Source organism: Diaminobutyricibacter sp. McL0608 (assembly GCF_039613825.1).
In the GTDB taxonomy this organism is placed as follows: domain Bacteria; phylum Actinomycetota; class Actinomycetes; order Actinomycetales; family Microbacteriaceae; genus Diaminobutyricibacter.
On the sequence record NZ_CP154826.1, the window covers coordinates 2,371,659 to 2,385,351 of the forward strand.

At 66.3% G+C, this 13,693-nt stretch carries 12 protein-coding genes; 6 read left to right on the forward strand and 6 right to left on the reverse strand.

The window, feature by feature from the left end; all coding sequences use genetic code 11:
* Positions 1–96: 96 nt before the first annotated feature.
* Positions 97–696, reverse strand: a complete 600-nt coding sequence (locus AAYO93_RS11290; RefSeq protein WP_345761284.1) for a TetR/AcrR family transcriptional regulator — start codon at positions 694–696, stop codon at positions 97–99.
* Between the two features lie 147 nt (positions 697–843).
* Here AAYO93_RS11290 and AAYO93_RS11295 point away from each other — a divergent pair, with 147 nt between their 5' ends.
* Positions 844–2,475 (forward strand): APC family permease, encoded by a 1,632-nt coding sequence (locus AAYO93_RS11295; protein WP_345761285.1) that lies wholly within the window; start codon positions 844–846, stop codon positions 2,473–2,475.
* A 1-nt stretch (position 2,476) separates the two neighbouring features.
* Positions 2,477–3,352 carry a carbon-nitrogen hydrolase family protein gene (locus AAYO93_RS11300; protein WP_345761286.1) on the forward strand — a complete coding sequence of 292 codons (876 nt, stop codon included), beginning with the start codon at positions 2,477–2,479 and terminating at the stop codon, positions 3,350–3,352.
* Between the two features lie 2 nt (positions 3,353–3,354).
* Here the strand turns inward: AAYO93_RS11300 and AAYO93_RS11305 are convergent, their stop codons facing one another.
* Positions 3,355–4,473 carry a peptidoglycan-binding domain-containing protein gene (locus AAYO93_RS11305; protein ID WP_345761287.1) on the reverse strand — a complete coding sequence of 373 codons (1,119 nt, stop codon included), beginning with the start codon at positions 4,471–4,473 and terminating at the stop codon, positions 3,355–3,357.
* 274 nt (positions 4,474–4,747) lie between these two features.
* Here AAYO93_RS11305 and AAYO93_RS11310 point away from each other — a divergent pair, with 274 nt between their 5' ends.
* From AAYO93_RS11310 to AAYO93_RS11325, 4 genes are all read left to right on the forward strand, one after another.
* Positions 4,748–6,592 carry a cell wall-binding repeat-containing protein gene (locus AAYO93_RS11310; RefSeq protein WP_345761288.1) on the forward strand — a complete coding sequence of 615 codons (1,845 nt, stop codon included), beginning with the start codon at positions 4,748–4,750 and terminating at the stop codon, positions 6,590–6,592.
* A 111-nt stretch (positions 6,593–6,703) separates the two neighbouring features.
* The gene (locus AAYO93_RS11315; RefSeq protein ID WP_345761290.1) at positions 6,704–7,903 is read left to right on the forward strand and encodes a cell wall-binding repeat-containing protein; all 1,200 of its coding nucleotides are present in this window, start codon (positions 6,704–6,706) and stop codon (positions 7,901–7,903) included.
* Positions 7,904–7,972: 69 nt separating this feature from the next.
* Positions 7,973–9,262 carry a hypothetical protein gene (locus AAYO93_RS11320; protein WP_345761291.1) on the forward strand — a complete coding sequence of 430 codons (1,290 nt, stop codon included), beginning with the start codon at positions 7,973–7,975 and terminating at the stop codon, positions 9,260–9,262.
* Positions 9,263–9,518: 256 nt separating this feature from the next.
* Entirely contained in the window at positions 9,519–9,680 is a 162-nt protein-coding gene (locus AAYO93_RS11325) for a hypothetical protein (protein ID WP_345761292.1), read from the forward strand.
* Positions 9,681–9,861: 181 nt separating this feature from the next.
* Here the strand turns inward: AAYO93_RS11325 and AAYO93_RS11330 are convergent, their stop codons facing one another.
* The 4 genes from AAYO93_RS11330 to AAYO93_RS11345 form a co-directional block, all read right to left on the reverse strand.
* Positions 9,862–10,764 (reverse strand): alpha/beta hydrolase, encoded by a 903-nt coding sequence (locus tag AAYO93_RS11330; RefSeq protein WP_345761293.1) that lies wholly within the window; start codon positions 10,762–10,764, stop codon positions 9,862–9,864.
* 14 nt (positions 10,765–10,778) lie between these two features.
* Complete coding sequence (locus tag AAYO93_RS11335; protein ID WP_345761294.1) at positions 10,779–11,309, reverse strand: beta-class carbonic anhydrase; 531 nt, start codon at positions 11,307–11,309, stop codon at positions 10,779–10,781.
* A gap of 127 nt (positions 11,310–11,436) precedes the next feature.
* A complete protein-coding gene (locus tag AAYO93_RS11340) occupies positions 11,437–13,137 on the reverse strand; it encodes an ABC1 kinase family protein (protein WP_345761295.1) in 1,701 nt (566 codons plus the stop codon).
* A gap of 5 nt (positions 13,138–13,142) precedes the next feature.
* Entirely contained in the window at positions 13,143–13,682 is a 540-nt protein-coding gene (locus AAYO93_RS11345; RefSeq protein WP_345761296.1) for a PadR family transcriptional regulator, read from the reverse strand.
* Between the last annotated feature and the right edge of the window lie 11 nt (positions 13,683–13,693).

Consider the following 13,693-nt stretch of genomic DNA (forward strand, 5'->3'; position numbering starts at 1 on the left):
CTGGGTGTCGGCTTTGGCACGCTGAGAATCTTCTCAGGAAGCGGCCTCGAACCGCGCCGCCCAGTATGGGTTACGCAGCCCGCGCTACAGCCACGCTCACGCCCGCAGCCGCGCCCCGAGCATCGCCTCGGCGACCGACACGATCAGCGCCACGACCTCGTCGCTCGACTTCGTGCCGGCCAGAATGTCCATCACAAGACCGTCTTCGAGTGCGACCAGCGCGACAGCCGCCTCGTCGAAGTCGAGACGCGGCTCGAAGACGCCCTCCGCCACCCCGTCGTCGATGATCGTGCGATAGATCGCGGCCTGGCGGCGGTCGAGCGCGTGGTCTGCATCGTTGAGGCGTTCATCCCGGATCCCGGCCGCCCAGAACTCGTAGAGGATGCGGGACTCGTCGCCCTCGATTCCGCCGGTCGAGCCCGCGCGGATGGCTGCGACCATCCGCTCGACCGGTGACTCGGCAGCCCCGACCGCGACCGTGATCGTGTCGATGAAGCGATCACTCGCCGCGAAGACGAGCTCCTCGATGATCTCGCCGAGGCCGTCGAAGTAGTACAGGACGGCGGACGGCTCCATGTCCGCCGCCGTCGCGATCGCCCGGAGCGTTGTGCCTGTCGCCCCCTCGCGCACGGCGACACCGCGGGCCGCTTCGAGGATGTCGAGGCGCCGCTCCGCGCGTCGGTTGGGCCGTGGCATGACCTCATTCTGCCGCACCGGGACGCCTTTTCCGCGCCGCGCGACACGATTATCTGAACACAATTCAGAAAACCCTTGACAGAGCCTGTCCGGAGTTGTTTGAATGCCATTCAGATTTCCTTGCCAACGACGATGAAGGAGAGATCGATGAGCTCGACACCCGTGGGGGCGCACCCCGCCCCAGACGCTCATGGCGCAGCCCCAGGCACGCACGGCGCTCACGACAAAGGACTGCGCCGCAACGCGATCGGACTCGGGCGCATCGTGGCGCTCGGGCTCGCATCCGTCGCCCCCGCCTACAGCCTCGCGGTGACCCTCGGCTTCGTCGTCGGCGCGGTCGGCTTGCAGACGCCGGCCGCGTTCCTGCTCGGCTTCATCCCCATCCTGTTCACGGCGTTCGCGTTCCGCGATCTCAACCAGGTCATGCCCGACTGCGGCGGCGTCTTCGTCTGGATCACCCGGGCACTCGGCCCCGTCGCCGGCTGGTTCTTCGGCGGCTGGGTCCCTCAGATCGCCACCTTCATCGCAACCGCCGCCCTCGCTGAGGTCGCGTCGGTCTACCTTTTCGATGCAGTCGGCCTCGAAGCGATCGCGGCCAACCCGCTGGCGACGACATCCTTCGCCGTCGTCCTGATCGCGATCAGCGCCGCGATCGCCGTGCGCGGGATCGAACTGGCGGCGTGGGTGCAGTACGCGCTCATCGCCCTGCAGATCGTGGCGATCGGCGGATTCTGCGTCGGCGCGTTCATCGCGATGTCGAACGGGACCGCCCCCGGCGCCGGCACGACACCCAGCCTCGACTGGTTCAACCCCTTCGCCGTGTCCGATCCGGGCGGTCTGGTCGGCGGAGTCATCCTCTGCCTGTTCATCTACTGGGGCTGGGATGCGCTCATCTCCGTCAACGAGGAGACAACCGACCGCTCGCGCACACCCGGTCGCGCGGTAATGATCTCGACGGTCATCCTGCTCGTGCTCTACTGCGGCGCATCCGTCGCGGCCATCGGCTTCGGTGGCATCGACCTCATCACCGACCCCAAGAACATCAACGACGTGTTGTCCGTGCTCGGGCCGATGGCGACCGGCGAGGTGTTCGGACGCGTCATCACGCTGGCGATCGGGCTCTCCGCCCTTGCCGCTCTGTTCACCGTCGCGGTCTCGACGCCCCGTTCGTGGCTGAGCATGGCCACCTACAAGGCGCTCCCGTCCGCCATCCGGCGCGTGCACCGCATCCATCGCACCCCGCACGTCGCCACCTACTGGTGGGCCGGCATCAGCATTGCAACGATCGTGCTGCTGACGCTGCTCGCGACCGACTTCATCGGGCTGGCCATCCTGGCGATCGGCGTGATGATCGCCGCCTACTACGCGGTGACGGCGATCTCGGCCATCGTGTACTTCGCGCCAGACATACGACGGAACGTGGGGCGGCTGATCGTGGCCGGAATCCTCCCGGGGCTCGGTGCCGTGATGATGGTGATCGCGTTCGTGGTGAGTGCCGTCCAGATGGCGGCGCCGGACTACGTGGGCGCCTCCATCCTCGGAATCGGCACTGTTTTCTGGATCGGGATCGGCGGGCTGGTGCTCGGGGTCATCGTGACCTACGCGCTGCGGCCGTACTTCCGGGACTTCTTCGGCGGCCGCACGATCCCGACCGGCAAGGTCGGCGACACGGACTTCGTCATCGCAGACCCGGTCGACTCCCCCGTTGTTCGCGGCGACGCGAACGCCGACCTCGCCGACCTCGAAACCGACTCCACCCTGATCCGAGAGGAGCGCTGAGATGCGCGTTCTGTCCATTGCCGCAATCCAGACGGCGCCTGTTTCGGGCGACCTCGAAGCCACGTGGGACCGATTCGAAGCGCAGGTGCGCGCGGCGAAAGCGTTGCGGCCGCACGTCAACCTGGTCGTGGTTCCCGAACTGCTGCTGGCGGCTCCGGGTCCGCTGCTTCTCGAGGATGCTGAAGCGGATGCTCGCGCCGCCACGACGGTTCCAGGCCCGGTGACCGACAGGTTGTGCGCGCTCGCGCGATCACTACAGATCTGGCTCGTGCCCGGGACGCTCGTGGAACAGACCGAGGACGGACGCCTCTTCAATACGGCGCTGGCGATCTCGCCCGATGGGGACATCGCGGCGCGCTATCGCAAACTGTTCCCCTGGCGCCCGTACGAGGAGCTGCTGCCGGGGAGCGAGTTCGTGACCTTCGACATCCCAGGGGTCGGGCGGGTCGGGCTGGCGATCTGCTTCGACGGGAGCTTCCCGGAAGTGTCGCGGCAGCTGGCCTGGCTGGGAGCCGAGGTGATCATCCAGCCCACTCTTACGACCACACGCGACCGCGAGATGGAGATCGTGATGGCGCGGGCGAACGCATTCGCGAACCAGGTGTATGTCGTCAACCTGAACGGGGCGGCTCCCGTGGGAGTCGGCGAGAGTGTCGTCGTGGACCCCGAGGGAACGGTCATGCAGACCGCCGGGGGCGGCGAAGAGGTGCTGTTCGCAGTGCTCGACCTGGATCGCGTGGCGTTGGTGCGCGAATACGGATCGCACGGGATCAACCGGCCGTGGGTTCAGCTGGCCGACCAGTGTGCCCGGCTGCAGTATCCGATGTTCGGCGGGGCGACGGTGCAGGCGCCGGCCTGGGTGACAGCGGACAGCTGACGTCAACTCGAAGGGGACGGCGACGGGCTCGACGAGGGTTTCGGCTGCTTCAGCTCGGCCAACGCCTTTTCGAATGCGCTGATGGTCGCAGCGTCCACCGTCCCGGTCGGCTCGACACCGAGCTTGGTCTGGAACGCCATCACCGCATCCGTCAAGGCGGGCGTCCACACACCGTCCACCGGGCCGTCCCAGAAGCCGGCGAGCTTCAGGGTCTGCTGGATCGCGGCTGTCGTCGCCGTGCTCTGCTGGGCGGCGGCGCCGCCGAGCGCCTGGAGTTTCGCATCCAGAGCTGCGGCCGTCGCCTTGTCGACCGCGCCGGTCACGGGCAGCCCGCTCGCCTTCTGAAGATCTTCGACCGCTGTGACAGTCTGCGGCCCGTAGATGCCGTCCACCTCACCCTTGTAGTATCCGGCGGCCGCCAGATCCTGTTGGAGCGCGGTCACGTACATGCTCACTGCCGCCTGGGCCTGCGGGTCGGACAGGCATCCCGCCTCGGCGAACAGGCGCAGCCACGCGAACTCGAGCGCGACCGCCGCACTGTTGAAGTTCTCCGATGCGTCCGCCAGAGTCGTCGTGTCTGTGATCGACGCTTGCGCGTCAGAGAAATCAGAGTCGGCCTGCTTGACGCGATCCACGGTGGCTGCCGGAACCAGAGAGGTCGCCGTCGGCGTGGGAGTTGCGGCAGGCGCGGGCGAGCCCGAGGGTCCCGCTTTCGCCCGGTCGAGCGCCGCTTGCGCCTCGGCGAGCTCCTTTTCGGCTTTCTCGAGCTCCTGCTGAGCTGCGACCGCAGCCTCGGCACTGTCGAACGCAGTCGCGCGAGGCCTCGCGAGGTCGGAGCCGGCATCCGTCACATCTCCGACTGTGGGGGCGGTCTGGGTGAGCACGTCGCCGTAGCGATCGAGGGCCGTGATGTAGGTCTTGCTCGACTGGCAGAACGTGTCGGACGCAGCCGTCTGCGCTGTTTTTGCCTCCTTGACCGCCTTCTCCTTGGCGGTCACCTGAGCCTGCGCCTTGTCGACTGGGCTTGCATCGGAGCACCCGGCAAGTCCTGCGACAGCTACAACGGCCACCACCAGGGCGGCCGCCCGAACGCTCCAGGCGGTTCCAGACTCGAGCTTCACGTGTACCCCCTGATCACGAACGCTGCCGAAGGATGCCACCCACCCGGATCGCGAGAACCGCACTATCGCTGCGTGGCCGGGTTGGGGTTCAGTATGCACCCCCAGGCGCAGGCGTCGAAAGGGAAGGCGAGCGCCACCCCGAATTGGGGGTAGACACCCTCTCCCGGTCCTGAAAACATGAGCGCGCGCCTCGGATAGACGGCCGCCAAAAACAGAACACGAGCAACTCCTGAGTCAGGCAGAGCTACGGTCCCGAGACAGAGGAGTGCTGTCTGTGCTGAAAAGACGTCGTTCGAGGATCATCGCCGGTTCTGCGCTCCTTGCGACGCTCGCGTCGTTGGCATCCGGCGTAGTCCTCGCCTCACCGTCTCTGGCCGATACCCCGACCTTCACGCTCAGCGGAACGATCACAGTGGACCAGCAGACCGGCCCGGCAGTGCCAGTCGGTTACGGGCAGATCTGGCTGTTCTCCCTTTCGGCGAACGGGGGCGCGCCTGTCCCGGCCCAATGGCCGACGGACGATCCGGAGATCGTCCAATCGCTCCAGTTCGCTCCCGGCGACAACGGCAACTTCTCCTTCTCCGGCGTCTCCCCTGGGCGCTATCGCATCTTCATCAGGCCCGACGGTCTGGCCCCGACGAGCTGGCTCGGCTCAGCGTACAAAGATGAAAGCACGGTCATCACCGTCACGGACAGCGATATCACTGGTCTGAACGATGAACTTCCGGCTCCGGGGTCCATCAGCGGCACCATCGCGACCACCCCCGCTTCGTGGCTGGCGGTAGGCGCGCCAAACGGTCTCATCCAGGCGGTGGCTTACCCGTACGACCCGATCACCGGCCTCCTCGACCCGGTGAATCGCTCACTGTCCCAGAACATTGCGAGCGACGGTTCGTACACGCTCGATGACCTCATGCCCGGCGACTATGTGGTTCGGGTCTCGTGGCCCAACACCGGTGGCGATGCCCCGAAGTTGACCACGCAGTACAGTCCGGAGTCCGGGCTGATCCATGTTTCAGCCGGCAGCACCACCACCGGCGCCGATGTCACATTGCCTTACAACGGCAACTATTGGGTGAATCGCTTTTCAGGTGCCGACCGCTTCGGTACTGCCGTGGCCGTCTCCAAAGTCTTCTTTCCGTCGCCTCAGCCGAAGGCGAACGTCGTCTTCATCGCGGACGGTCTCAACTACCCGGATGCGCTCAGTGCATCCGCGGCAGCCGCGCGCCTCGGCGGCCCCCTTCTGCTCGTCTCGCCGACCGGCATTCCCGCCACGGTCGTTGCGGAGCTCCATCGTCTGGGAGCACCCAGAATCGTTGTCGTCGGAGGTGTGAGCGCTGTCAGTGCAGCCGTCTATGCGCAACTCACAAGTTATGTCGCCTCGCCCGATGACATCACCCGCATCAGTGGAGCGGACAGATACGCGACCTCCCGGGCGATTGCGGACTTCGCATTCCAGGGCACGAATCAACAGACGCACCTCGATGCGGTGTTCATCGCCACGGGAGCGAACTACCCCGATGCCCTCGTCGCAGGAGGAGCCGCCGGCTATGAGCAATCGCCGGTGCTGCTCGTCAACGGGTCAGCGGCCACGCTGGACGCACCGACGATGGACCTCCTGACCACGCTGAACCCGGGCGACATCTATGTGGTCGGCGGCGCAGGTGCCGTCTCGGCGGGTATTCAAGCCCAACTCAACACGCTGGCGACACCCGAGGTGATTCGACTTGCCGGGCTCTCCCGCTATGACACCGCCGTCGCCGTCAACACCGAGATCTTCCCATTCGCAGACGAAGGTGTTCTCGCCACGGCATCCGGGTTCGCGGATGCGCTGTCCATTTCAGCCGTGTCCGGCGTCTCGGGCATCCCGATGTATCTGTCCACCAAGGCCTGCATACCGCAGGTTTCGTGGTCGGCAGCGTTCAGCCTCGGCGTGGTCACGTATTATTCAGTCGGCGGTCCAGCCGCCCTGAGCGATGACGTGGCCAAGGGACTCACGACGTGTAACAACGGCCCTGCCGTCGCCTCATTCCGCGCAGCGGCAGGTCCGCTGAGCGCGCCGGCCTCCCCCCAGCCGGCACCCGCACCGAGCCTTGTCCGCCCGCAGACCGGCCACTGACTCTTACCCCAGACCGACCCCTCCCCAGGACAGGCACACCGTATGAATCGCTCCACCACGCTCACGACCGCCGGCTCATCCTCTCGCTCAGCCGTCGGGAGAATGGTCGTCGTGGCCGCACTCGTCTTCGCGGTCGCTGTCTCACTCGCGGTGCTTCCGATCGCCCGCGCAGAAGCAAAGACGTACACACCTGTCATGCCGACACCGACGCGCATCTCCGGTGCCGACCGTTACCAGACTGCGGTCGCGGTCGCGAAAGAGCTCTACCCGAGCACCGCCTCAATCGTCCTGATCGCGACGGGCCTGGATTTCCCGGATGCGCTCGCTGCCGCCCCCATCGCCGCAAAGCTCGGCGGTCCGCTCCTGCTCACCGCACCAGGCTCGCTGCCGCCTGCGGTCGGTGCCGAGCTCACGTCACTCGACCCGTCGACGGTAGTGCTCGTGGGCGGATCCGGCGCCGTCTCCCCCGCCGTGGCGAGTACGATCTCCTCGCTCCTCCCCGCCGCCACGATCACGCGGATTTCGGGCGCCGACCGCTACGCGACTGCGCGCGCTCTTGTGGATTACGCCTTCCCGAACGGCGCATCCAATGTCTTTCTCGCGACCGGCGCGAACTTTCCGGATGCGCTGGCTGCGGCCGCGACGGCCGGCGCGCAGGGCGAACCCCTGATTCTGGTGAACGGCTCCGCCGGCTCGATCGATAACACGACCGTCACCTTCTTGTACAGCCTGGCTGTGACAGGTGTGTTCGTTGCCGGCGGCGGCGGATCGGTCTCGATGTCGATCCTCAACCAGGTCAACAAAATGGGTCTGCTCGCTGGAATGGCGTCAGAGATCGACCGCTACCAGACCGCGGATGCGATCGCGTCATCAGCATTCGGGCAGATCGGTTCGAACGCTCTGATTGCTACCGGCACCCAGTTTCCGGATGCCCTCTCCGCAGCGACGCTCGCCGCCGCAACGCATACTCCGCTCTACCTGAGCACGCCGACCTGCATCCCGGAAGACACCTACGACTCGATCCAGATCGTGACCCCGAAGGCGGTGACACTGGTCGGCGGAACCGGCGCCCTGAGTCAGGGCGTCGCCAACTACGCTCAGTGCGCGACGAACCATTTCGACGTGACCGAGAACGTCGACGTGGTGGCCACGAAAACCAACGGGAACTATTCGTCCACCTGCGTTCCGGGTGACAAGTACTACTGGTTCTTCCAACCGTTCCGGGGAGCGACGGTCCCGGGGCCCGTTGACTTTCTCTGGACCTACCGCGTGTCTGGACCGAATCTCATCATCTACTACTGCGCGAGTTGATCTCGTGGGGGCTCCAGCCGGCTCGGTTTATGCGCTGGCATACACAAAGATGAGGAATACTCTTAATTTGTGAATACCAAGCGAGCATATTGCGGCCTCCTCGACGATTTCGCTGCTCGGAACAACGACCCGCTGGCGATCGGGACCCTCGCGAAGCTCAATAATCACCTGATCTCCTCGGTGATCATCGGCGATCCGCTGCTCATCAACGACGGCTATCTCGTGATGAATCCGGCGCTCCGCGCAGCGATCGTGAACCCGAAGAAGAGTCCGTTTCAGGAGCTGGTCCGAAGCGGATTCATCAGGATCGTCTCCCGTAACGGCGGCGACCTCCCCGGCCTCCCCAAGCTGATGGCCGACCAGAACATCGAATCAGCCCTGAAACTGATCAGCGACCCGGCCTACGAGCGCGAAATCGCGCCAGCGCTCGAGAAGTGGTCGGCATCGCTCAACTCCGGGCAATCCGACTGGGCCAGACCGTGGCCGGCCCATCGCACGGATGCTGTCTTCGGCAAGCTCGGCCGCCGCATCCTCGACGCCCTCATCCAGAGGAACGGACCTGACCGCGACCAGGTGGTGCGTTTCAGTGACGCTCTGGGCGACCGAGTCGGCTCGCGCAACGCGTGGGAGAAGGTCGCCGCCGATCTCGTCAGGGCGCAGAATCTGTCCAGCCGGACCCGAGCCGAACTGATGGCCGCCGCCAACGAGTCCTACCAGTACGCGTGGGGATGCGGCCTGCTCGACAAGCAGAACCCGGTGAGCGTGCAGACACGCACGACCCGGTTTCTCTACGATCTCGACCTGCCCGGCGAGCAGGTGGCGGCCGAGTCGCGAGACCACGTTCGGGTCTTCGTTCCGAACCAGAAGGTCGTTGCCAAGAAGATCCGCAAGCATTGGGAAGGGCTGGGTCACGTCGCGGGCCCTACCTCCAGCACAGCTGAAATCAAACAGAAGTTTCGCGCAAGCGTAGCGGCGTACTACGCCGGTGAACCGGGTGCGGAAAAAGAGGTCAAACGCCTGTCGCGCGAGTATTCGGCTGCCCTTGCGGATGTGTTCTCGACCGGCGAATTCGCTCGCGCGGGGTTCGACGTCGTCTTTGCGGCGGTGGCCCTTGGCGTTCCGCTTCTCGTGGCCGGCCCACCGGGAATCGCCATCGCAGCCGGCATCGCAGTGGCCGGCATCGCCGCCAACCATACGAAGCCGACGAGCACCCTGATCTCCCGCCTGGGCCAGACGAAGCGGCACAAATGGATCGACAACCTCAGAGCATCCGACGCGAAGAACACGTCTTCCTCGTTCGAACTCAACCCGACAAGTGCGGCCGAGGTCATGGAGAGCATCCCCCTCTTCACTTCCTGAGCGCGCACCAGTGACATACCCCGGATCGCCTCGGATTTCGCCCCCTCCCGGCCGGTAATGTCCGCGGATACGGTGGTTGCATCACGTCAGGTGGCTCGCCGGACCGCATGATGCGGGCGGTAGTCTCGGGGCACCGGCGTGCGCTGTCTCGGGCGTGGCGTGGTTTCGCGTCACGCCCGAGTTCAGGTCCGTGGGCGTGGTAGTGCTGAGTCCGAACACATTGAGGCGGACGCACAGTGAGCGTACGGTGAGGCTCATGCTCATCCTGGTAATCGTGCTCGTCGTGCTGTGGATCATTCTGGCTATCGTCGGGTTCGCCATCAAAGGGCTGCTCTGGCTGGGCATCATCGGGATAGTCCTCGTGCTCGCCACGATCGCGATCGGAGCAATCCGGCGCTCGTCGTCGTCGAAGAAGTAGGCGTAGCGCCACGGGTTCACGCGAGAGGCGCGCGCCCCGGAACCGGGGGAACAGGACCCATTCCGAGGCGCGCAGTGGGGCATACCCGAAATGCCCCTCGGTAACGTTAACAGTCCGGCTGCAGCAAAGACAATTATTCGCCCCCGCGGGTCGCTCTGCGAGAGCTCACAGAAATGAGCCCTTATCGAACCCGTTCCCGCAGGAATCGCCCGATCCGCTCGGTCGCCTCCACGGCCTCCGGAGTGCCGAGCATCAGCTGATACACGTGCGGCAGGCCGTCGCCGACCTGCAGCCGCGCATCCACCCCGGCCTCGGTCGCCGCCGCGACCAGTCGCTCGGAATCGCTGAGGAGCAGATCGGATGTCCCCACCTGCACGAGCATCGGCGGAAGCCCGGAGAGGGATGCGAACAGCGGCGACGCCAGAGGCGTCCTGGGGTCGGCGCCGGCCAGGTAGTCGGCGGCCAACTGCTGGAGCAGGGCCGGGGTCGAAATCGGATCGTCCTCCACGCGCTCGGTCATGGACTCGCCCGAACTCGTCAGATCCACTGTCGGCGACATCAGCACCACGGCTGCGGGCAACGCGTCACCGGCGTCGCGCGTCGCGACGAGCAGGGCGACAGCGAGGCCTCCCCCTGCTGAGTCACCGGCCACCGCCATGGATGCTGCGCTCAGGCGCTGGTCGGTGCGAAGCCAGCGCCACACGGCCAGCACATCGTCGATGGCCGCGGGGAACGGATGCTCGGGAGCAAGCCGATACTCGACGAACAGAACCCGCATCCCGCCCGCGCGCCCCAGTCTGGCGGCCAGTTCGCCGTCGCTGTGAAGCGACCCGAACTCGTACCCGCCACCGTGCAGGAAGAGGAGCACCCGGCCGGGGTCGACGCCAGGAGCATCCAGCCAGTGCGCCGGCACCCCGCCCGCCCTGACGTCTGTCACGACCACATCGTCGGGCAGCGGATGAACGGGGCCGGCCGGGGCGAACGAGGCGCGCGCTTCGGCCACCGTCACAGGCGGCTGGTCGGCCCCGGCTCTCTGGCGTTGCCTCAACGTCTCCATCAGGGCGAGCATCTCCTGGCTCGGCATCGCCGTGTCTCCTGCTAGTTCGACTGGCCGGAGACGGTCGTCTCGAGAGGCTGCACCTCGCTCACGCGCCCGGTGTCCACATCGAAGATGAAACCCCTGACCGACACCTCTGCGGCGATCCACGGGTGCGACCGGGTCTTCTGCATCTGCTCCCGGGTGTTCTGCTCGGGATCGGTGAAGCTGTAGAACCTGGCCGGCGCGATCGGCGACATGCCGGTCTCATCGCGTAGACGCTCCTCGAGTTCACCATCGGTGAAGGTGGTCATCCCGCAGCCGTTGTGGTTGATGATCATGATCTCCCGGGTGCCGAGGACCCTGGTCGAGATGATGAGGGACCGGATGGAGTCGTCGTCGATCACCGTCCCGACATTCCTGATCATGTCGACGTCGGCGTCGGCCAGCCCCAGCATCCGCGCGATGCCGGAGAGCCGGGGATCCGCGCACGTGACGATGGCGATCTTCGGGGCCGGTGGCGCCCCCAGGGCCGGGTCGTACTCGTTGGCGATGGTCGCGTTCGCGGCCACGGCATCGTCGATGAGGCTCATGAGATTCTCCTGACGTGTGGACCGCTTCGAACAGGGAAAGAACATCTGCAGCGTGTCCAGAATCGACGATAGACCCGGGTCGGCCCGATTGGATAGCCACCCGACCGCATCACGTCGGAGGCGCTCGTCAACTCCGCCCGCGGCCCCCGATGAGCGTGTAGAGGAGTGGGACGACCGACGCGACCATGAGGACGGTGCCGAGAACGGCATCCGTTGACAGCACCACGGCACCCGCGATGAGCAGGGCGCCGAACAGGATCGCCGACACTGCCCGCCGTCCAGTGCGCTCCAGCCGGGCGACCCGCTTTTCGAGTTGAGGATTCGTGACGGCGACGTTGCCGTCCTCTATTCGGGTGAGGAGCGCATCCATCCGCTTCGGCAGCCGCAACGCGATGCCCGCGATCTCGACGGCCTGCTGCGCGACGTCCTTGACCACGTTGCCGCGCTCATCGCGCAGCAACTGCGCCGCATACGGTTCGATGGAGTTCCACATGTTGAATTCGGGATCGAGCGCACTGCACACGCCTGAGGTGAGTGACATCGCACGGATGACGAGCAGGAAGTTCTCCGGCAGCTGGAATGGCAACGAGCGCACCGTCTCCCCGAACTGCACGGCGAAGTCGCGGAACTCTCGCGGGTCCACCTCGCGCAGCTCGGCGAAGCCCATCCCGCCGAACCGGGCGAAGAGCTGCGTCATCGCCTTCTCGAGTTCCGTGGAATCGGTCGTCGGCAGCAGCACGCCCACGTCGCGCATCGCGCTGACCAGACCTTTTCCGTCGCGCGCGGCGGCCGCGAACAGCAGTTTGCGCAGGCCGCTGCGCGTGGTCGCAGTGACTTCGCCCATCATGCCGAAGTCGATGAACGTCAGCACCCAGGGATGCGGTCCGTCGGCGACAGGCGTCACGAAGATGTTGCCGGGATGCGGATCGGCGTGGAAGAAGCCGTTCGTGAACAGCTGGTCGAACATCACGGCAGCGAACACCGGCGCCACCTCGGCCGGGTCGATTCCGGCCGCCCGCAGCGCCTCCGCATCCGTGATCTTGATGGCCGTCACGTCGCCGAGCGTGAGCACGCGTCGGGTCGTGCGCTCCCAGACGACCGCGGGCACAGCCACCCTGTCGTCGCCTTCGAAGTCGCTCGCGAAGTGTTCGCAGCCCGCCGCCTCGTGCAGGTAGTCGATCTCCTCGAGGCTGGTACGCGCGAACTCCTCGACAAGCGCGGGCGCATTGACCCGGTCGGACACAAGACGCACCCTGCTGAGCCATCCGCCCACCCTGCGCAGTGCGGCCAGATCGACGTCGACGATCGCACCGATGCCCGGCCGCTGCACCTTGATGATGACCTGTTCGAGGCCGGTCTCGGCCGCATCCGCCGGGGAGAGCAGGGCACGATGCGCCTGGCCGAGGGATGCTGCCGCAACGGGAGTCTCGTCGACCATCGCGAACGCGCGCTCGAGCGGGAGGCCGAGTTCCGCCTCGGCGAGAGCGCGGATGCCGGCGAACGGCACCGGAGGAACCTCGTCCTGCAGCCCCTCCAGCTCGGCCGTGATCTCCGGCGGCAGCACGTCGAGACGCGACGACATGAACTGGCCGACCTTGATCATCAGGCCGCCGAGCTCCACCGCCAGCGCGTGGAAGCGCTGCGCGAAGTGCCGCATCCGTTTGGGCCGGGTGCGCGCCGAGACCCTCGCGAGCCCGATGCGCGGGAGGAACAGCTCGTACCACCACGTCACCGCCAGCTGCCGCCCGGCGAAACGCAGGATGCGGCGGTAGCGGGCGCGCGTGGATCTCGCGTCTGGTGCGCCCGGACCCGGACGGACCTGCGTCACCCGCTTCAGTCCTGAGCGAGGATCGAGTAGAGCCGGCGGCGCGCCTCGTCGAGGACCGCGACAGCCTGCTGGACCTGCTCCGGCGAGCCGGTGCGGCGTACCTGGGCCGCGGCCTGCGCCAACTCGATGCCCGCTTTGGGCAGCGCATTGAAGGCCGGGCCTTCACCCGTGGTCTCCCACGGCGCGGAATCGGCAGCACTGGCAGCCTCTTCGCGACCTTCGTCCGTCAGCGCATACGTCTTGCGGCCGTTAGACTCCTCCACGCTGATGAGCCCCTCATCCGCCAGCAGTTGCAGTGTCGGATAGACCGAACCGGCGCTGGGCTTCCAGCTGCCGCCACTGCGCTCCTCGATCTCGCGGATGATCTGGTAACCGTGCATCGGCTTCTCGGCCAGGAGCGCGAGCACCGCGGCGCGCACGTCGCCCCGGCCCACCCGCGTGCCCACGCGTTTCTCGAACGCGGAGAAGATCTGCTCCATCGTCTGCCAGATGCCCTCGCCAGGATTGCCGGCGCCGAAGCCGCCGGCCGGGAATGAACCGCCCATGATGTGCTCCT